Here is a 20,355-nt window from a genome sequence, read left to right as displayed (position 1 = left end):
GATGCCTAAGAAATTCGAAATATCCAAAGTACTGCTTAACCTGCTGTTCATCCTGTTGTCGCTTGCCGTCATCCTGCCCTTTCTGCTGGTGATTGCGGTGTCGCTGACGGACGAGAAATCGCTGACCCAGAACGGGTATCAGTTTATCCCGGAAACCGTCAGCCTGGATGCCTACCGTTATCTGCTGGACAGTCCCGACGTTCTGTTCCGGGCTTACGGGGTGACGATTACCGTAACGGTTGTCGGAGCGCTGCTCGGCCTCCTGCTGACAGCGATGACCGCTTATGTAATTTCCAGACCCGACTACCGCTATAACCGGCCGACGACCTTCTATGTGTTCTTTACGATGCTGTTTAGCGGGGGACTCGTGCCGTCCTATATTCTGATTACGCAGTACCTTCATCTGAAGGACAGTCTATTTGCACTCATTCTGCCAATTCTGCTTTCGCCGTTCAACATTATGGTGATGAAGGGCTTTATGTCGAAGATCCCGCTGGAAATTATTGAATCGGCCAAAATCGACGGGGCGCGCGAGTTCCGCATCTTTTTCCGGATCATCCTTCCGCTGTCTACGCCGGCACTGGCTACACTGGGACTTCTGATCTCGTTCAGCTACTGGAACGAATGGTTTAACGCGATGCTCTACATCGACGATCCGAACAAGGTGCCGCTGCAGCTTCTGCTGGTGCGGACGCTTAACAGCATTGAGTTCCTGACCTCGAATTCGGAGTTCACGCAGGCGCTCGGCATCGACCTCTCCAGCTTCCCGAACAATTCGGCACGGATGGCGATTGCGGTGCTGGCCGGCGGACCGATGCTGGTCATCTTCCCGTTCTTTCAGCGGTTTTTTGTCAAAGGGCTTACGGTTGGCTCCCTCAAGGGTTAACATACAACTATTGTACTAAGTACAGGAGGTCACACACATGAAAAAGAAGCTGTTTGGTATGATGGCGCTCGCACTGCTCGCGGGCTCCGTGCTGTCCGGCTGCGGCGGCAATAACAACAACGGCAATGCAGGGAACGGTGCGAAAGAGCCGGCGAATTCCGGCACGCCTAGCACACAAAGCGCAGCTCCGGATGCGGGCGGTGCAAGCGACCTGAAGGAGGTCGAGCTGACCTGGTATTACCCGTTGTCCCAACTGCAGGCCGATCAGCAGAAGGTTCAGGATGAAGTCAACAAGATCGTTAAGGAGAAGATCAATGCCACCGTCAAGCTGATGCCGGTCGCCATCGGGGACTATGTGCAGAAGCTGAACACCGTGCTGGCCGCAGGCGAGAAGTTCGACATTCTCTGGACCGGCTACATGCTGAAGCCGGAGGAGCTGGTGCGCAAGGGTGCGATCCAGCCAATTGATGAACTGCTTGACCAATATGCGCCTGAGCTTAAAGCCGATGTGCCGCAGGTCATGTGGGACGGCCTGACCGTCGACGGACAAATTTACGGCATTCCGAACCAGCAGATTATCGGCTCCCGTTACGGCTATATCGTACAGAAGCGTTTTGCCGACAAATACAATCTGGACCCGGCTTCGATCAAAAAAATAGAAGATATCGAGCCGTTCTTCGAGCAGCTGAAGCAGAACGAGCCGGACATCATTCCATTCAACAACTTCGGCGGATACTTTGACTTCAACCCGCTGAACCACAACGAGGACTACTGGAGCGTGCCAGGACTCGACGGCCACTTCTATATCAAGACGAACGACCCGACCTATCAGCTGTACCGTTACCCTGAGGAAGAGCTGGACAATTTCCGTCTGGCTACCGAATGGTATAAGAAGGGCTACATCTACAAGGATGCCGCTACGGCCAAATCGACCGACTTCTCCAGCAAGGGACAGATTGCCGTTGATTTCAACGTCATCCTGAAGCCGGGCGTTGAAGCCGAAGTCAAAGCCAAGAACAGCGGTCTGGACGTCATCACCGTTCCGCTCAGCAACTGGTTCTCCAACGGCTATTCGGCGACCACCAACCAGTCCATCAGCCGCACGTCCCCGAATCCGGACCGGGCCATGATGTTCCTGAATCTGGTCAACACCGACAAGGAGCTGTATAACCTGCTCTGCAACGGTATCGCCGGTGAGCATTACGATAAGCTGGATGGTGAATACATCCGGGCCAAGGAAGACTCCCGTTACCGTCCGAATATGGACTGGGTCTTCGGCAGCGTATTTAACTCCTACCTGAAGGAAGGCCAGCCGGAGAACGTCTGGGAAGAAACGAAGAAGATCAACGAAGAGGCCGAAATCAACCCGGTCGGCGCCTTCAAGTTCAATTCCGAGCCGGTCAATACGGAGATCGCCAACCTCAACGCCGTCTGGGACGAATATAAACGCGGCATCATCACTGGCACCCTGGATTTCGACGAAACCTGGCCGACGCTGTACGGCAAGCTGAAGGAAGCCGGCGAAGAGAAGTACGTGGCTGAAGTCACCAAGCAGTTCGAGCAGTTCCTTAAAGATTCCGGTTTGAAAAAATAAAAGTTTAGCTTATATCAGGCTCAAGGAATTTCGGGAGAGATCTGCTGCAGAAGAGGGCGGCTTCGTGACCCAGATAAGAGAAGCGGGGCCGCCGTCAATTCAACCTGAAAGGAAGAGAGCAATGGCGAAACAACGTTTGCTTGCGGCATTGGCGGCCGCCCTGTTGTTCATGGCTGTACCGGCCCCGTCGTTCGCGGCGGAGGAAACGGAGATCCAAGGCAAGAAGGCGACCGCTTTTTATGTCGCAACAAATGGAAGCGATTCCAATAATGGCTCGCTGCATGCCCCGTTTCTGACGCTGGAGAAGGCCCGGAACGCAATCCGTGCCTTGAAGGCCAAGCATAAGCTGCCGAAGGGCGGTATTACGGTCTATCTGCGTGAGGGCACGTATGAACGCACCTCCAGCTTCGAGCTGCGGCAGGAGGACTCGGGCGAACGGGACAAACCGATCACGTATACCGCATATCCCGGGGAGAAAGTGGTGTTGTCCGGCGCCGAGCAGCTCCCGAAATCCGCCTTTGTGCCTGTTACCGATGAGGCAGTCCTGAACCGCATTATCAGCCCGGAGGCGCGGACTGAGGTATTGGTTGCCGATCTGGCGGCGCTGGGCATTGCCGATTACGGCGAAATGAGCCGCCACGGCTATTATCTGGCGAACGATCTCAGCAAGGTTCCGCCGATGGAGCTGTACGTCAACGGTCAGGGCATGACGCTGGCCCGCTGGCCGAATGAGGGCACCGTCCAGATGGATGAGATTATCGATCCCGGTCCGTCGCGCACCAGCCCGAACGGCGAGGTGCATCAGCGCGGCGGAACCTTCTCTTATACGTATGACCGCCCGCAATATTGGACCCAGGCCGACGATATTTGGCTGGACGGCATTTTCGGCTACAGCTGGGAATGGTCCTACAATAAAATCGCTAGTATCGACACAGCCGCCAAGACGATTACGCTCCGCTACGGCGAAATGAGCGCCATCCGCAAGACCTGGTACCCCGATTTCCACTTTGCGCAGAACCTGCTGGAGGAAATCGATATGCCCGGCGAATACTACATCGACCGCCAGGCCGGCAAGCTGTATTTTCTGCCGAACGCCGAATTTGCTGCCGCCAATCCAACCCTTGAAGTAACGATGCTGAAGACGCCGATGATCAACGCGCTGAATGCCTCCTACATCGATTTCTCCGAGCTGGTGCTGGAGAATGGCCGCGACTCCGCAGCGGTGTTCATGGGCGGCAAGCAGATGCGGATTCTGAACAGCGAAATCCGCAATTTCACCAACAGCGGTGTGCTGATCAATACGCAAAGCCGGTTCTATTACAACCAGTTCGATGGGGCACCGGGCACCGACCATGCGCTGATCAGCACCCATATCCACCACATCGGCGGCACCGCCGTAACGCTGACGGGCGGGAACAAGACGACGCTGCAGCCTGCGAATAACAGCGTGCAAAACTCGCATATCCACGATTTTGCCTATTACCACAAGGCTTACAATCCGGGTGTGCTGCTCTCCGGTGTGGGCAACCGCATGGTGAACAACGAGCTGCATGACGCACCCCACCCCGGTGTGCTGATCTTCGGCAATGACCATCTGGTCGAGTACAACGAGATTTACGATGTATGTACCACCTTCTCCGATCTCGGAGCCATCTATATGAATGCCGGTGAGACGCCGCAGGAGCGGGGCACCGTCATCCGGCGCAATTATTTCCACAACATCGGTGAGAGCAAGGCCGGGGTGGAGGGCGTGTATCCCGACAACTTCACGATGGGCCTGACTATTGACGAGAATATATTTTACAAAATGGGCAATTCAGCCATCAAGAACAATGGCGGCTCGCACATCAAGACCCGCAACAATATCTTCATTGACAGCAAAGTGCCATATGACTACGCCGATTTGTATTTGGGCGACGCCCCGGATAATCAGGTGCCGAAGAATTATATGCCGAAGTGGCAGGCGCTGTTCGCGGCGCAGAACAACTTCGCCGGCACGCCGTATTTGACCAAATATCCGGAGCTGGCGGACTTTTTTGCGGAGAACCGGTACTATCCCGATACCAACACGTTTGAGGGAAATGTCGTGTACAATCCGGCTGTCCCGCGTGTTTCCACCAATGTCTATGGGGCCTATGACAAATTCGGGCTGGTGCAGTATGCGGACAACTGGGTGACCACCACCGATCCCGGCTTCACCGATCTGGCGGGCGGCGATCTGTCGCTAGCCCCGGATGCGGCGGTCTTCTCCGCCATACCGGGCTTCCCGGATATCCCGTTTGAACAAATGGGCATCCAGGGCAAGGCGGGCACGACCATCGGGGTGGACCACTTCCCGGTCCAGTCGGTGACCGTCTATGACAACGAGGTGACGGTAGACCGCTGGAAGACCGTCAAGCTGCGGACGGCTGTACTGCCGTGGAATGCCAGCAACCCGGCGCTGAGCTTCACCTCGGCCGACAGCAGTATCGCCGCTGTGGACAGTGCCGGAGTCATCACAGGGAAGACGGTCGGCGAGACCGTTATCACGGTCGCCTCGGCCGAGAACCCGCTGCTGGCAGCCACCGTTCATGTCACGGTAGAAGCCGGAGACGGTGTCATGGATTTCACCGATTTCGAGAACGGGCCGAACGGCTGGCAGCAGGACGTCTACCGGATGATCGAGAAGGTGGGCAGCAACCGCTGGTACAAGGTGGTGAACGGTGCGACGGCCCTTAGCGCCAAAACCTACGCCGACTATGAGCTCAGCTTCCGGCTGAAGACGCCGGAAAGTATGCCGGAGTTCGCGACGCTGTATATCTTTGACCGCCAGTCCGGCAGCACCTCCAGCCGGATCGGTTACAAGACCCGGGCCGACGGCAGCTCCGTCTGGCTGCTCTACAACTCCGCCTGGGCGACGCTCAAGGAAGTGAAATTTCCGCACCACGATCTGCAGCCGAATACGGAGTATGACATCAAGGTGCTGGTCAAGGGCGGCGACATCAGCTTGTACGTGGACGGCGAGTTCCGCTTCAAGGCGAACGATCCCGGCCACAACGCCGAGGGCAAGGTCGGCTTCTATGTCAACAATGTCACGCACATGTATTTTGACAACATTAAGTTCAGAGAGCTGACTGCTGAACTCTCCGGCATCATCCCGGCAGAGAAGGAAGTGCGGTTAACAGCCGGTGAAGAGAAGCAGCTGCACCTGGGCTTCGACCCGGCGGATACGCCCGATACAGCTGTTACCTGGCAGTCGGCCAATCCCGAGGTGGCTGCGGTAAGCCCGGCAGGCGTAGTCCGAGCAGTGTATGAAGGAGAGACACTGATTACCGCCGTCTCTGCGGCCAATCCGCTGATCAAGGCGGAGATCAAGGTCATCGTCTCCAATATCCTGCATGTGACGGACTTCGAGAACGGCGGCAACGGCTGGCCGGTCGATCCGAACCGCAGCATCGCCGCCGATCCGGACGGCAACCGCCGCTACAAAATTCTGAACGGCGCAACCGGCATCGTAGACCGCAGCTTTACATCGTACCAGCTGGATTTCAAGCTGAAGACGCCGGCGTCGCTGCCGTCCGCGGGCACGATGTACATCTTCGACCGGCAGGACAGCGCCGGCTCCACCCGCATCGGGTACCAGATGCGGGCGGACGGCACCTCCGCCTGGATGCTGTACAATCCGGCCTGGGCGAAGATCAAGGAGACCGTCCTGCCGTCGGCCGATTTGCAGCCGGATACGGAGTATGCCGTCAAGGTTGTCGTTAAAGAGGGCGACGTGCAGGTCTACGTGGACGGGGCCCTGCGCCTCTCCGGCACCGACCCGGCCCACCGGCCGGCGGGTAAGGTCGGCTTCTACGTCAGCGGCTTCGACTACATGCTGTTCGACGACATTACTTTCTCACTGGTGCCTTAGCTTATACCAGTCAGGACAGCAGGTGTGGCATTATCGAGTCGATTATCGGGCTGATAGCCGGGCTCCTCCCCGCACGGGGGGGAGCTTTTTTCAGAAGAGCAGGTTCTTGGAGGGCGTCCCACTCCAGACAATAAGTCAATTTTCGCACACTAATTTTTCATAACCCAAGAACCATGTGTTTATTTCTAATTCGTTCCTTAACACCGCCTACGAAGCCGCATACAGTCAGGAAACACAGTGAAAAGGCCAAGTGTGTACGAAAAACCGACCACAATGCGCCACAGCATGGGGGAATGGGCAGAATGTGTATGAAAAACCGACCACAATCGATTGGTGCACGGGCAAACGGGCCAGATGCGTATGAAAAACAAACCACAATCGGCTGGTACATGGGCAAACGGGCCGAATGTGTATGAAAAACCGACCACAATGGGCCGGTACAATGGTAAGCGTCTAAAGTGTTGCCCATAGTTATCACGTTAGCCTGTTTCCATTATCTGTGGCGGTATCCAATTGGGTGAGTGATCGTCTCCATACAGGTGAAATAGGTAATTTTTTTTTGCCAAAACCAAACAGGCCAGTCTACCGATGGATTCAGCCGCAATCAGCGCTAGTAATCCAGAGAGTGGAATAGGCAGGCAATGGCCAGAGCTCCAAAATTACGATGAATTTACTTCCCGGCCTGAACGGATGAATCTTAAAATCAATTTCTACAGTTGATAAAAAATGGTTTTGCAGATGTCGTTTTCGTGCTAAACATGGTCCCCATCGTCAAGGCAAAACCGGAGTGAATCCGGTAACATGGAGAGGAAATCAAGTGCCGGAGGTGCAGCATGAGACGCTGTTTATATCGTGCGGAACATCAGGAAGGTCAAGTGAATGACCCGGCTTGGCTGAACGTATTAGAGGATGGGCTGAGAGCGCGGATGAACCGGCTTGCCGTAGATCAGTTGAGTCTTTTTAGCTGGGAGACCAGCCTGTTTCTTTACTATGAATGTTTGGGAGAACAGGTGGAGCCGGAGGATTTGCTGGTTAGTGCAAAAGAGTACCTGGCAGCATGGCCGGGGGGATGGAGGGGGCGGCACTGGGCGCCGATGACGGATATTTTTCATTATCAGTATCCGGTTTCGCGGCAGCACTGGGAGCGCCGGAATCCGGAGCGTGAGCCGTATGGAAGGATTGCGCTGCTGAAGCCGGAGGAAATCTCCAGCTATATCTACTATCACTATCAGTATCAGGAAGAACGGCCGGGCGACGGCGATAAATACGGGATTATCGGACTGCACGAGAATATGCTCTTCTTCTATGCAGAGCAGCCGACCGTGCGTGAGACCGCTCCGTATGCGGGGAAGCTGAACACTTCGCTGCGCCCGGATAATTGGGGAGAAGTGATGGACCCGCATTTTATAAAATGGACGGATGCGCCTGCCGGGCAGGAGATCTGGCGGCGGCTGGAGCTGGTGCTGGAGGTGCGGTCCGATGCCGGGAGGATGGGAGCAGAACATGCGTGAATTAGTATGCCTGAACGGGGAATGGGATTTCATGCCCCTGTACGATCAGCCGCAATGCCGCAGATTGCCGGAACATATTGTCTATGAAGCGCGCAAGGTAGAGGTGCCCTCCAGCTGGCGGCGGAGCTATCCGCAGGCGGGCGGGAGAAGGTTCGGGATTATCCCGGAGCATGAGTATGCCCCGATGGATATTTACGGGTACCCCCGGGAATGGGACGATGCCGAAGCCGGTGTGCTGCACCGCATCTTCCATGTTCCAACGAGCATGTCCGGTCAACGGGTGGTGCTGCGGCTGGACGGCATTATGCAAAAAGCGGTTATTTTCCTGGACCGGCAGGAGCTTGCAGTGTGGGAGGACGGCTATTTGCCGCTTAGGCTGGACATAACTTCGCTGGTGGAGCCAGGACGTGAACATCACCTGCATGTACTGTGTGCCAATTTCGACAAGGTAACCATTCCCTCCGGCCAGCAGAAAATCACCGGATTAATGGGCTCCTGGTTCGGCAATATTTCCCGGGGAATTTGGCAGGATGTGTACCTCGAAAGCTATCCGATGCTGTCGATTGAAGACATAACTATCCGGACTTCTGTCCGTCAGGGACGGCTGGAAGTGGATGCGCTTATCGGGGGGAAAGCCATAATCAGCAACCGGGGAACGCTGCGGGCAGAGCTGAAGATCCGGGAAAGAGGGGTGCAGGTAGACTCCGGCAGCAGACCAGGGAGTGGTGAGCTTATTAGCGCGGTTCCGCTTCCGGCAGATTATGGAGACGGGGTTGTAATGTCCGCCACAGCCGAGGCTATAGAAGCTGCCGATGCACCGGGAGTACTCCGGCTATGCGAGAATGTGCAGGATGGTGCTGTGTTTCGTGCGGCTTTCCGCTTGGACTGGAGTGATGCAAGCCTGTGGGCTCCCGATTCGCCGTTTCTCTACGAAGCCGAGCTGGTTTTACTGGAGGACGGCGAAATGATTGACCGGCGGGTGGAGGTGTTCGGCTTCCGTGAGATTTGGTGCGAGGGGCCGCGCTTCATACTGAACGGCATCCCGGTAAATCTGCGCGGCGATTCCTGGCATTTCCAGGGCGGAGCGCAGCAGACGGAAGCATATATCCGTAACTGGTACCGGATGTGCCGTACCGTCGGGGTCAACAGCATCCGGCTGCATGCGGAGCCGTACCCGGAGGAGTATGTGCGCATTGCCGACGAAGAGGGGATGCTGATCGTCGACGAAACGGCGATTTACGGCTCGGGCAAGTCGATGCAGGCGGACCATCCCGCTTATATTGACAATTGTCTCCGGCATGTTCAGCGGCTGGTCCGGCGTGACAAGAATCATCCTTCCGTCATTCTCTGGAGTGTACAAAACGAAATGCGCTGGGTGGACGGCCGCGACGGCTTCAAGCAGCATATCCCCGGCTTTATGGACGCTGTCCGCAGTCTGGACCCTACGCGGCCGATCATTGCCGAGGGAGATAACCGGCTGCTGCCGAAGGCGTACACCGAAGTGGAGAGCCGGCACTACAATATCGACGGCATTATTGACCAATGGGATCGCAGCGTTCCCTTAACCTTCGGCGAGCATGGCGGCTGGTGGTATATCTGCCCGCAGAACAGCAGCATGTATGTCGGACTTGGCGCTTACCGGGGCACAGATGAGAGCGCTTTAGGCCTGGCGCAGAAGGAGCGGCTGTTCATTGAATATGCCCGGCGTCAGGAAGTCTCCGGTATATCGACGTTTAATTTCGCCCATTATTTCATGCGTGCTATGCCACAGGAGGATGTCGTGCAGCCGCCTCGTGAACCAAGCCTGCCCGGCGTGAAGCAGAGGATGGTTCCGGCCTATTCGCTTACGATTAACAACGGCTTATTGCCGGAAGAGTATCCGGCCTATATGCCTAATCCGGCATTTGAGGTGATGGCGGAGGCTTTCAAGCCGGCGACCATCATTGCCGCCGAATACAACCGCTGCTTCTATGACGATGCACCGGTGTCCAGGAGCTTTGACGTATACAACGACACGCTTCGAGCCCAAGAGGTCCGCGTAGAGTGCGTAATCCGCCAAGGGCGGCGGGTCATCCATGAGCAGAGCTTTGCCTTCTGGCAGGAGCCTGCAGAACGAAAGACGATTTCCTTTGAATGGACACCCCGCCCGGCTGTGGAGGGTCAGGATCGGGCGGTGCTGACCGCTGCCCTGTTCCACGCCGGAGAGCAGGTGCACAAGCTGCACGCGGAATACCGGCTGGTGTCCGCAGAGCTGCTATGCCAGCCTGTGACCGTGGAACGTCCGGCTGCCTATTTGGGCGGAGACGCGGACTATGAGATGCTCCGCAGCTTCCTTCCCGGCTGTGAGCGGATCGGGCAAGAAGAGCTTGGGAAGCTGCCGGGCCGGTATCTCCTGGTCGTTGGCAGCAGGCTGGATGATCCGGACGGGGGGCTGGAAGCCGGGCTTAAGGCTTTTGCCGCCAGGGGAGGGCAGCTTCTGCTGCTGGAGCAGACCGGGCTGTCGCTCGGCAGGCTGCGGCTCTCGCGCCGCTCCTTCTTTCGTGCGCACGGCGGCGACTACAGTCACCCTGTGCTGGCAGGGCTCGGCGACGAGGACCTGATGTTCTGGCATGCGGAGCTCCGCGAGGAAGGGCCGCTGCCATTCATACACGCGGCCTTCGAGAAGCCGGTAACAGGCGACTTCACCCTGCTGCTGGAATGCAGCGCCGGCGATTTCGGCGACGGCGGCGATCTGTGGTCACCGCTGCTCGAATACCGCAGCGGCTCCGGCAGGTTCGTCGCCTGCCAGCTGGAGCTGATGGCCAATCTGCGGCAGGTGCCGCAGGCCTGCCTGTTACTGCGCAACCTGCTGGCCTACGCCGGCGGCGCGGGCAAAGCCGCCGCAGCGGAACGCGCACCGGTGGCCGCACTGGTGCGCCCCGGCGGGGAGGCCGCAGCGTTCCTCGACGCGCTGCGGCTGCGGTACACGGCGCTGGAGCTTCCAGCGCCGGCAGTTGCAGCTGCGCCGGGCGAAGCGGCGCACGCGGATGTGCCTGCGCGGGGCGAAGCCGCGCAGGCACGGGTGCCCGCGCTGCGCGATGCCGCGCGCGGCGGGGCCCCTGCGCCGGGCACAGCCCCGGCGCAGCCCGGGCAGGACTTCGGCCTGCTGGTGGCCGAAGCCTGCCTGCTGGCGGCGCCGGGGGCGGCCGACGCCGCCCGGCGCCATGCCGAGGCCGGCGGACGCGTGCTCGTCCTGCCGGCGGGGGAAGAGCAGCAGGCGGCGCTCGCGCGCCTGCTGGGCCGTCCCGTGCGCGTCATGCCGCACGAGACGTATCATCTGGCGGCGGATTACAGCGCCGCCGCGGTCCGCGGCGTGAGTCCGGTCGACCTGTTTGGCTTCGACAAGGTCTTCCTCTCGCCGCGGGAGGTCGTGAACCATGTGCTGGCGGACCACAGCCTGGAGGTGCCGGAAGCTGCAGCGTTATGCACCAGCGTGGAGGGGACGGCCTGGAAGGACTTTTTCGTCAATAACTACACGGCGGAGTACAGCCGTCTCGCGCTGGTGGAACTGAACCGGACCAAGGCAAGGCCGTCCGGGACATTTTTGGCTGAGCTGAAGCTGGGAGCCGGAACCGTTATTTGCTCGCAGCTCCGGACGGACCCGGGCAGCGACAAGGCGCTGCGTCTGTATACCCGTCTGCTGGGCAACCTGGGGGCGTCCTTCGATGACGGGCTGCTGGACAGTGTCAAAGGAGACGCCGAATGGGCGCTGGAGATGGCGATGGCGCTGCCCTGCCCGCCGTATGTCGATTACGAGGCGATGAAGGCGTATTATATGGACCCCGAATTCTCGCTGAATAATCTGGGTGAAGGACTATATGGCTGGATGCAGAAGAAAGAGCGCCGCCCTGAAAGCGGCACAATGCGGATCGCGGATGCCGGCACGGCCCCGTGGTTTGTGAGCTGCTTCGTACAGGTGCCTGGCGGCGGACAAGGCGTGCCCCTGCAGCGCCGTGGGCGTCTGCGCATTCAGACGGACGCAGAGTACGAAATTGTTCTGAACGGGGAGCGGGTTCCTGAGCCTGAGCAGGAGCTGCTGCTGCGGAGCGGACTCAACCGGTTGATCGCGGTTCTGCGCGGAAGCGGGGGAGACATTACGTTCGGCCTGACCTTTTTGCATGAGAACGGTGCCTATATGAAGGACCTGGAATATTCCTTGACCCTGGATGAGGTCGAGCCCAAATAAACGGCGGACTGGAACGCAGCGGCGGCAACAGCCACTGGATAGCCGGCATACCTGCGGCTGCGGACCTGATGCCCATTAGACAAACATAAAGGAGCTGATAACCATGAACACAAACGAGCAAGCAAATCGCTTGAAGCCTACGGACCATCCCGGGCGGGAGACAGGGACCGGTGCTGCAGCAGCAGCTTCTTCAACAGGCGTCCGACCGAACAGCAGCAATCCGGAGGATTATTATGTTTTTCACGATGAAGCCAAAGAAGTGGAATTCAACCGCCACGACATGCCGACCCCGTGGATGAATTATCTGTCGAACGGAACCTTTCATACGATGCTGTCGCATGCGGGCGGCGGAGTCGCTTTTTATAAGTCACCGCAAATCTGGCGCATTACCCGCTATCGTTTCTTTCATTTGCCGATGGACCGCTCCGGTCCTTACATCTATCTTCAGGACCGCAAGACGGGCGAATACTGGTGTCCGACGAACGAGCCTGCCCTGGCGAAGCCGGAGGAATGGAAGAGCGCGCATGGTCTCGGCTACACCCGTTTTACAGCCAAGCGGGACGGAGTTTCTGCAAAGACCCTGTATTTTGTCGGCCCTTACGAGAACTCGCTGATCTGGAATTTAACCTTAACCAACGAAGGCACTGTGCCAAAAGAACTCAATGTGTACGCCTATGCCGAATTCGGCATGATGGAATTTATGCGCGAGCTGCAGTGGCAGTGCTACAACAAGCATCAGGTGTCGGTGCAGTATCATCCTGCCGAGGCGCTGGTGTATAAATACGGGGTCGAGAATCAGCCGAAGCCTGAGGAGACCCCGCTGGTCTATCTGGCTGCCGATACACCGCTGGCCGGTTATGACGGCGACCGTGAGGAGTTCATCGGCAGCTACCGCAGTGAAGCTAATCCGGCGGCCATCGAGCACGGCGGCTGTACCGGGTCAACGCTGCTGGGCGGCGATCCGTGCGGTGCGCTGCAATTCACTTTGGTGCTGCAGCCGGGCGAGAGCCGGAGCATCAATGTTTTTCTGGGAACGGCTCCGGATGAAGCCGGCGTTCTGGAAGCTATCGCCCATTCCCGGGAAGCCGGTTTTGTCGAACGTTCCTTTGGAGCGCTGAAGGAGAATTGGGAGCAGTATCTGGGCTCCTGGGAGAGTGTACTGCCGGATAAGGATGCGGAGCGGATGGTTAACATCTGGAATCCTTATCAGGCGCACCGCAATTTCCTGTTCTCGCGGAATATTTCGTTTTATGCGACCGGCACATTCCGGGGCGTCGGCTACCGGGATACGTCGCAGGATATTTTGGCGGTGGTGCCCTTTGATCCTGAGCTTGCCCTCAGCAAAATGATATTGCTGCTCGGCCAACAGTACAGGGACGGCCATGTGAACCATTATTTCTTCCCGAACGAAGGCTGGGACCCGGTGACAAGTGTGCATTCCGATGACCATCTGTGGACCGCTCTGGCGGCCTGGGATCTGCTGGCCGAGACCGGCGACGCCGCATTCCTGCATGCGTCCGTACCTTATTACGACGGCGGCGAAGGCCCGGTATATGAGCATCTGAAGGCTGCAATTGACTTTACCGCCTCCAAGCTGGGGCCGAACGGCTTCCCGCTGATGCTGCGCTCGGACTGGAACGACCAGCTGTTCCGCGTCTGCCGCGAGGGGAGGGGAGAAAGTATCTGGACGGCGATGCAGCTCGGCACAGTGCTGCTGAAGATGATCGATCTCGCAGCAGCAGCGGGTCACCCCGAGGATATCGCACAATTTGAGGCGATGTATGAAGCGCAGCGGCAGCTGGTGAACAGCACCGGCTGGGACGGCCGCTGGTTCCGCCGCGCCATTATGGACGACGGCCGGTTCCTGGGCAGCGACGAGCATGACGAGGCCAAAATCTGGCTCAATGCCCAGACCTGGGCCACCCTGTCCGGCATGGCCGATTCGGAGAAGGGGCTTCAGGCGATGGATAGCGTCCGCGAGCTGCTGGATACCGAGCTGGGCATCAAAAAAATCCACCCGTCCATCACCACCTTCCCCGATCCGGCAGATCCGCTGACCAATTACAACAAGGGAACGGGCGAGAACGGCGCAGTCTTCTGCCATGCCAACACCTGGGCGATCATTGCCGAATGCCTGCTGGGCCGGGGCGATCAGGCCTATAAGTATTACCGACAGCTGCTGCCGAATGTAGCCATGGACAAAGCGGGCTTATGGCGGTACAAGGCGGAGCCGTATGTCTATGCCTCCAATCTGTTCGGGCCGGAATCCGACAAATTCGGCCTGGCCAACGTCTCCTGGCTGACAGGCACCGCCGCCTGGATGTACGTGGCCGTGACGCAGTATATTCTGGGTGTAAAGCCGGTCCTTGAGGGGTTATCCATTGATCCGTGCATTCCTTCCGACTGGGAAGGCTTTACGGTCAAACGCCGCTTCCGCGGCTGTCTCTACGATATAACAGTCAGAAATGAGAGCGGGGTCTGCAAAGGCGTCAAGCAAATCACCGTCGACGGCGAGCCGCTGGAGGGCCATGTACTGCCGGCTTATCCGGGGCGTTCCTCGGTGAAAGTGGAAGTCATACTATAAGCAAGTGTGTGCTGTTAGAGCCGCAAATACGGGAAACCGTTTTTGCGGCTTTTTTACCTGCACTGTTGTGGAGTTTCTTTAATAGCCATAAATGAATCCCTATTCTAGAATTCCGGCGTTATTGGCGGAAGCCTGTGCTCATAGAATAAAGAGTAGATTCCTTACGTAGACTGTTAACCCATTTTCGTCGATGGCATCCCCTCTTGCTCGCAGACAACAAAAAAGGCCCAACTCCGGCGCAGCGGGTGCGTCCGCGGGTTGAACCTCCGGCTGTCCAGTGGATTCACTAGGCGTGTGATTATGCTACATATTACCCAGGGTGACACGTCCTGTCAATATAAAAAATATTATTCACATTAGATTGCTTGGTGTTAAAGGGAATTTCCTTTTTCACCCGTAATTCCCCCATTGACAAAGCAAAGTATTCACTGTACATTAATCGCATTATTCACATCTAAAAAGTAGGTATAGGAGGTCATCAGCTGACATGAGTAATATCGACAACAATTTATTGACCGCAATTGAAACCAACTGGTATGGATTTACGGTGTCCATTATCGTGTTCGGCTTCCTCTATTGGCTGGCCCGCAAGCGCGTCGGTTTTGGCGTTCGCGTGCTCGTCGGTCTGGGCCTCGGACTGGTTGCGGGGATATTCTTCCAGGCCTTTGAGCTGCAGACGCAGGCCATCTCTACCTTCGGCAGCATCTATGTCAGTCTGATCCGCATGCTGGTTATTCCGCTCGTCTTTGTACTGGTGCTGAACAGTATCTCCTCGCTGTCCAGTCTGGAGTATCTGCGCAAGATCGGCACAAAGACCTTCGCCTGGTTCCTGGGGACAACGGGAATTGCTTCTATTATCGGGCTTCTGGTAGCCCTGCTGTTCAATCCCGGCAGCGGTATTCAGCAGGAGGTGCCAGAAGGCTTCACGGCGCGGGAAATCCCGACCTTCTCCCAGGTTATTCTGGATCTGGTGCCGTCCAATCCGTTCAGTGAAGCGGCTGAAGGTAAAGTGGTACCGATTCTGATCTTTGCCATCTTCCTGGCGGTAGCGATCCTGAAGGTCGGCGCCAAGAAGCCGGATGCCGTCAAGCCTGTACGTGACCTGATTGAATCGCTGACCCAGGTGCTGCACCAGGTCGTCAAGTTCGTGATCCGCCTGACACCTTACGGTGTGTTCGCACTTATCGCCGGAATTACGGCACGCTACGGCTGGGATACGCTGCAGGAGCTGGGAAGCGTCATTCTTGCTTCCTACACGGCGCTGATTCTGCATTTTGTGCTTGTCTTTGGCGGGCTGGTCCTGTTCGTGGCCAAAGTCAATCCGATTCGGTTCTTCCATAAAATATACCCGACGCTGACTGTTGCCTTTACGACAAGAAGCAGCTACGCTACACTCCCTGTGAATTTGGAGGTTATCACCAAGCGGCTGCATGTTTCGCCGAAGATTGCCAGCTTTGTCGCTCCGCTCGGCGCTTCCGTTAACTTTAACGGCTGCGGCGGCGTATGGCCAGCCATTGTCGCCGTATTCACGGCGCAGGTCTTTGGTATTGATCTCACGGCAACAGATTATGTTACGTTGGTGCTTGTCAGTATCGTATCTTCCATCGGGGTCGCCGGTGTTCCGGGCCCTGCGGTTATCTCCACTACCGTTGTTTTGACAGCACTGGGCTTGCCGCTGGAAGGCATTGCGATTGTGGCGGGCGTAGAAGCTTTGATCGACATGGGCCGGACGGCCGTCAACGCCTCCGGTACCACCGTTACGGCGCTGCTGGTCGCGAACTCGGAAGGGGAGTTCGACCGCGAGGCGTTCAACAGAGACGACAATGACGATGATATCGTGCTGAGCGCCGGTTAATAGTTAACTTATACGTTAACTAATAAAATGAACAGAGCAGCGTGTCCCCGAATGCCGGGAGAAGCGCTGCTCTTTCTTTATTCCCTATTGTACCCGGAAGCTTCATCCCCGGAAGTTGACCGGGCTGCATGAGTTGGCGGCGTTACATGAGTTGCCGGATCTACCTGCTTGCGGCCTGAGGGCTAGTCGTTTCCCTGCTAACTGTGAATTGGCAGCTTATAACTGCTTCACCCGGACGCTGTAATACCGCATGGCTTTCGGCACGCCTTTAATCTCCAGAAGTCCCCGGTATATAAGCTCCCGCAATCTGTATTCCAGGAAATCGTCGCCCACGTACTGCTCGCTGTACCCCAGCGCTTCGCCGATGACGCGTGCGGCTTTCATAAAGTCACCTTCCTTGCGCCAGCTTTGCAGCTCACGGGCTTTCCCCAGTAAATATTCGTCAAAATAATCGACACCTACGGCCTTCAGCTGCCCGGCTTCCCAAATCCGGTATTGCAGCTCTTCTCCGGCAGCAGTCAGATCGAGCCATTCTTGTACCAGCTTGTCCCGCTCACCGGACGTTAGAGGTTCGGAGGCTTCATTGTGCCTGAAGATGGCGGCTAGCTTCTCCGGAATGATCTCTCCGCTGTGCCGGTAGTCCTGGACTGCCGTGGCGGTATCGAAGAGAAGGTGGCTGTCCCGGTCCGGGAATATAACATAGAGGGGATTTCGGAGATTTCGCAAAAGATAAACGGCGTGCCGCAGCCCGGTCTGCTCACAGCCGTTGCAGCCGCTCCAGATGGTGACAGGAACATCGGGCGGCAGCGCCGCAAGATACTCCTCCAGTTTTAGCCCATACTCTTCTTCAAGCTCCGCATCGCTTTCAGAGTCATGCTGATTGAGACGTTCCCGCAGCCATTCCCGCCGCTCTGCGCGCCCTTCCGGCTGCTCCCATCCCGCGAGCGGTCCCATTTCGTATCGTTCGCGGAGTACAAGCACCTGATGACCAGGGCTCAGCCCCAGCTGCCGCAGCGCCATTTTGAGACCGCCGCCGGCGGAGTCGCCAAAGATAATATGCAGGCGGGTTATCGGACCCGGCGGAAATATCCTCGTGTAGTGATCCTGCTTCTTGGCTTCGGTCAGGCGTTCAAGCGTTTCGAATATTTCTGCAATGAATTGCTCCTGTGTCAGCTTGCCGCCGGCCAGGCGCTGCGTATGCATCATGTAGGCATGGAGCAGCCCTTTGGCCTCCTGCCCGTCCAACCGGTTAATTTGCTCGTGGATCCCGCTCATGCAAGTGACAGCTCCTTTCTTCATCCGCTGCTATCGGATCGTAAAATCTCTATTCGGCTTAAACCTCCGAATTTGCATTGGTATCGGAGTCAGATAACCTTATTCCTGATGAATGGGCCAATCATCATGTCATTTGACATAGATGAGAGCACTGGAGTCCGTTACGCTGCCCGATCGACCCGAAACTGAGCAATAAAGGCTATAGGGTCCGTTAGCGAGTAGAACTCAGGTCTCCAGCATTTCCACAATCACATTGCCAATAATCCGGCCTGCCGAGCGGGGCGCGACGATACCGGGCAGACCCAGGGCTGGCAAAGCCTGAACGCCCCGCTCCTTAGCATAGGCGAAGTCGGTTCCGCCCGGATGGGAAGCGAGGTCAACAATAAGTGCCTGGCGCGGCATGCGGGAGATGACGTCGCGGGTGATTACCGGAGCCGGAATCGTGTTGAACAGGATATCCGCCTGTTCCGCCTGTTCCGCCAGTTCAGAGGTATAAAAAGGCTGTAGACCCATCTCATACGCGCGGGCGTATGCGTCAGGCTTATGAACTCCGACCGCTACAATGGCACCGAGCGCCTTTAGGGTTCGGGCCAGCGTGGTCCCAATCCTGCCCAGGCCCAGCACAGCGCACCGGGAGCCATGCAGCATGACATCCGTATGCTGCATGGCGATCATCACCGCACCTTCGGCCGTGGGGATGGAGTTGTAAATCGCCACATCATCACGGTCGAGGATTTCCACCAGCGTCAAGGCATAGCGGCCGCACATTTCCCGCAGATAGCTTTTGGCGATTCCTGTGAAGAGGGTAGCATGCCTCGGAATGGCTGCGAATAGTTCCTCTGACATCACCAGATCTCCTGCCGCGAAGCTGGATTCGACGGAGCCGTCGTTGCCGGTTCCTGCAACAGGAAGAATAATGGCATCGGCTTTGGCAAGAAGGCTCGGCTCCAATTGTACCTTTACTGCTCCTTCCGGCACCTGTGCCAGTTCATCGTAACCGGCCAGCAGAACCTCGGCCTGCCGCTCCAGCAGCATACGGATCACTTCGAGCTGACGCAGATCGCCCCCGATCACAGCGATTTTTTTACTGCTTAATAATGTCATAACTTTTCTCCCTTTCGGATTCTCCTACTGCGCACTGTCCACAAATTTTCCAAGCGTGATCACCCCGATCACAACAAAAGCCAGAACCATGCTTAACGCGATGGCAAGCGTTGATCCGATCAGAGAGAGTTTAGTGATCCTATAGAAACTTGCCGCACCTATCCCAAAAGACAAGATGGCCAGCATCAGTACATAACTCAAATACCGGCTGTCGCTGACAGAGAAGAACAAGATCCAGGAAACGACGGAAAGGCTCAGGGAGGCAATGCTTGTTTTCTTCAAGCCGATCTCACTCCTTATGAGGAATTGTACTGACCATTCTGATCATGCAATCTAAAGTTAATTTTAAGCCAAGGGGGGCGGAAATCAAACTAAATGAAGTGAAGTCAATATCATGTTTCCCGTGCACGGCCGGAAATTTTGATATAATCAATTTAAGAATGGAGCTGTTCGATGTGGAGTTGCTTGATCCGAGAGTTGACTTTGTGTTCAAACGAATCTTTGGCAGCGAGAACAACAAGGATGTTTTGCTGGCTTTTCTGAACAGGATATTTACCAGGGCAGGTGAACCCACGCTCACAGAGATTATCCTGATGAACCCATATACCGACAAGGACGACCCACTAGACAAGCAATCTATCTTCGATGTTTATGCCAAGACGGCCGAGGGCAAGCTGATTGATATTGAGATGCAATTGTTCAATAAATACGATATCGAGAAACGTACATTGTTCTACTGGAGCAAGCGATACGCCGGGCAGCTTAAGGAAGGCGAGAAGTATCAGGAATTAAAAAAATGCGTTACGATCAACATTCTAAACTATGCATTCTTGTCAAATGACGAATACCATAATGTTTTTCACCTCAGGGAAGACCGCACAGGAATACCGCTGATTGATGATATTGAGATCCATGTATTGGAACTGCCGAAGCTGGAGAATGAAATCCCCTCGAACGGCGGACTGGAGAACTGGCTGCTGTTCCTGAAAGGGATCGATACAACTTATTGGGAGGCGCTGAAGATGAATGAACCGGGACTTGAGAAGGCTATGGACACTCTGCAATACTTGAGCCAGGATTCGGAAGCCCGCCGCTTGTATGAAGCCCGCCAGAAGTATTTGCATGACGAAGCTTCGATGCTTGAAGGCGCGAAGCAAGCAGGCATCAAAGAGGTTGCCAAAAACATGCTGGAACTGAATCTGGATATCGCAACTATAGCTAAAGCAACGGGCTTATCCGAGAAGGAAATCCTTGAGTTGAAATAAAGCTTGAAGAACTAAGTAGAGCAATAAAAACACTGGAGCCGAAGGGGATCACCCTTTTGGCTCCAGTGTTTTTTAATTATCGAGACGACAGGATTTGAACCTGCGACCTCTTGCTCCCGAAGCAAGCGCTCTACCAAGCTGAGCCACGTCTCGAAGCTGTT

The 20,355-nt window shown here is 56.4% G+C and carries 11 protein-coding genes and 1 tRNA gene; 8 read left to right on the top strand and 4 right to left on the bottom strand.

Annotated elements, in window-relative coordinates; translation table 11 throughout:
• Position 1 precedes the first annotated feature (1 nt).
• The 7 genes from F1379_RS23675 to F1379_RS23645 all read left to right on the top strand — a co-directional run bounded on the left by F1379_RS23675 (position 2) and on the right by F1379_RS23645 (position 16,550).
• Entirely contained in the window at positions 2–886 is an 885-nt protein-coding gene (locus tag F1379_RS23675) for a carbohydrate ABC transporter permease (protein ID WP_150274645.1), read from the top strand.
• Between the two features lie 37 nt (positions 887–923).
• Complete coding sequence (locus F1379_RS23670) at positions 924–2,480, top strand: ABC transporter substrate-binding protein (protein ID WP_150274642.1); 1,557 nt, start codon at positions 924–926, stop codon at positions 2,478–2,480.
• Positions 2,481–2,601: 121 nt separating this feature from the next.
• Positions 2,602–6,375 (top strand): Ig-like domain-containing protein, encoded by a 3,774-nt coding sequence (locus tag F1379_RS23665; protein WP_150274639.1) that lies wholly within the window; start codon positions 2,602–2,604, stop codon positions 6,373–6,375.
• An 833-nt stretch (positions 6,376–7,208) separates the two neighbouring features.
• Positions 7,209–7,886, top strand: coding sequence for a hypothetical protein (locus F1379_RS23660; RefSeq protein WP_150274636.1), 678 nt, complete (start codon positions 7,209–7,211; stop codon positions 7,884–7,886).
• Positions 7,855–12,111 carry a glycoside hydrolase family 2 TIM barrel-domain containing protein gene (locus F1379_RS23655; protein ID WP_239004784.1) on the top strand — a complete coding sequence of 1,419 codons (4,257 nt, stop codon included), beginning with the start codon at positions 7,855–7,857 and terminating at the stop codon, positions 12,109–12,111. Before F1379_RS23660 ends, F1379_RS23655 begins: the two co-directional genes overlap by 32 nt.
• 103 nt (positions 12,112–12,214) lie before the next feature.
• Entirely contained in the window at positions 12,215–14,695 is a 2,481-nt protein-coding gene (locus tag F1379_RS23650; protein WP_150274632.1) for a GH36-type glycosyl hydrolase domain-containing protein, read from the top strand.
• 487 nt (positions 14,696–15,182) lie between these two features.
• On the top strand, positions 15,183–16,550 hold the full coding sequence (locus F1379_RS23645) for a dicarboxylate/amino acid:cation symporter (protein ID WP_203457164.1): 1,368 nt from the start codon (positions 15,183–15,185) through the stop codon (positions 16,548–16,550).
• Positions 16,551–16,766: 216 nt separating this feature from the next.
• On the opposite strand, the gene F1379_RS23640 is transcribed toward F1379_RS23645, so the two are convergent.
• The 3 genes from F1379_RS23640 to F1379_RS23630 all read right to left on the bottom strand — a co-directional run bounded on the left by F1379_RS23640 (position 16,767) and on the right by F1379_RS23630 (position 19,211).
• A complete protein-coding gene (locus F1379_RS23640; protein WP_162551268.1) occupies positions 16,767–17,825 on the bottom strand; it encodes a DUF1835 domain-containing protein in 1,059 nt (352 codons plus the stop codon).
• Between the two features lie 225 nt (positions 17,826–18,050).
• Positions 18,051–18,929, bottom strand: coding sequence for a dipicolinate synthase subunit DpsA (gene dpsA, locus F1379_RS23635; protein WP_150274628.1), 879 nt, complete (start codon positions 18,927–18,929; stop codon positions 18,051–18,053).
• Positions 18,930–18,953: 24 nt separating this feature from the next.
• Positions 18,954–19,211, bottom strand: a complete 258-nt coding sequence (locus F1379_RS23630) for a hypothetical protein (RefSeq protein ID WP_150274626.1) — start codon at positions 19,209–19,211, stop codon at positions 18,954–18,956.
• A 158-nt stretch (positions 19,212–19,369) separates the two neighbouring features.
• On the opposite strand from F1379_RS23630, the gene F1379_RS23625 reads away from it, so the two are divergent.
• Complete coding sequence (locus F1379_RS23625; protein WP_150274624.1) at positions 19,370–20,194, top strand: Rpn family recombination-promoting nuclease/putative transposase; 825 nt, start codon at positions 19,370–19,372, stop codon at positions 20,192–20,194.
• 79 nt (positions 20,195–20,273) lie between these two features.
• On the opposite strand, the gene F1379_RS23620 is transcribed toward F1379_RS23625, so the two are convergent.
• A tRNA-Pro gene (locus F1379_RS23620) sits at positions 20,274–20,347 on the bottom strand.
• Between the last annotated feature and the right edge of the window lie 8 nt (positions 20,348–20,355).

It is taken from the genome of Paenibacillus tepidiphilus (assembly GCF_008635795.1).
GTDB classification, from domain to species: domain Bacteria; phylum Bacillota; class Bacilli; order Paenibacillales; family Paenibacillaceae; genus Paenibacillus_AQ; species Paenibacillus_AQ tepidiphilus.
This window is presented reverse-complemented; position numbering and strand designations above follow the sequence as displayed.

Excerpts from the sequence above, each read along its gene's own strand:
- F1379_RS23660 (WP_150274636.1), top strand. The coding sequence starts at position 7,209 with ATGAGACGCTGTTTATATCGTGCGGAACATCAGGAAGGTCAAGTGAAT.
- F1379_RS23665 (WP_150274639.1), top strand. The coding sequence starts at position 2,602 with ATGGCGAAACAACGTTTGCTTGCGGCATTGGCGGCCGCCCTGTTGTTC.
- F1379_RS23640 (WP_162551268.1), bottom strand. The coding sequence starts at position 17,825 with ATGAGCGGGATCCACGAGCAAATTAACCGGTTGGACGGGCAGGAGGCC.
- F1379_RS23675 (WP_150274645.1), top strand. The coding sequence starts at position 2 with ATGCCTAAGAAATTCGAAATATCCAAAGTACTGCTTAACCTGCTGTTC.
- dpsA (WP_150274628.1), bottom strand. The coding sequence starts at position 18,929 with ATGACATTATTAAGCAGTAAAAAAATCGCTGTGATCGGGGGCGATCTG.
- F1379_RS23670 (WP_150274642.1), top strand. The coding sequence starts at position 924 with ATGAAAAAGAAGCTGTTTGGTATGATGGCGCTCGCACTGCTCGCGGGC.
- F1379_RS23625 (WP_150274624.1), top strand. The coding sequence starts at position 19,370 with ATGGAGCTGTTCGATGTGGAGTTGCTTGATCCGAGAGTTGACTTTGTG.
- F1379_RS23655 (WP_239004784.1), top strand. The coding sequence starts at position 7,855 with ATGCCGGGAGGATGGGAGCAGAACATGCGTGAATTAGTATGCCTGAAC.
- F1379_RS23650 (WP_150274632.1), top strand. The coding sequence starts at position 12,215 with ATGAACACAAACGAGCAAGCAAATCGCTTGAAGCCTACGGACCATCCC.
- F1379_RS23645 (WP_203457164.1), top strand. The coding sequence starts at position 15,183 with ATGAGTAATATCGACAACAATTTATTGACCGCAATTGAAACCAACTGG.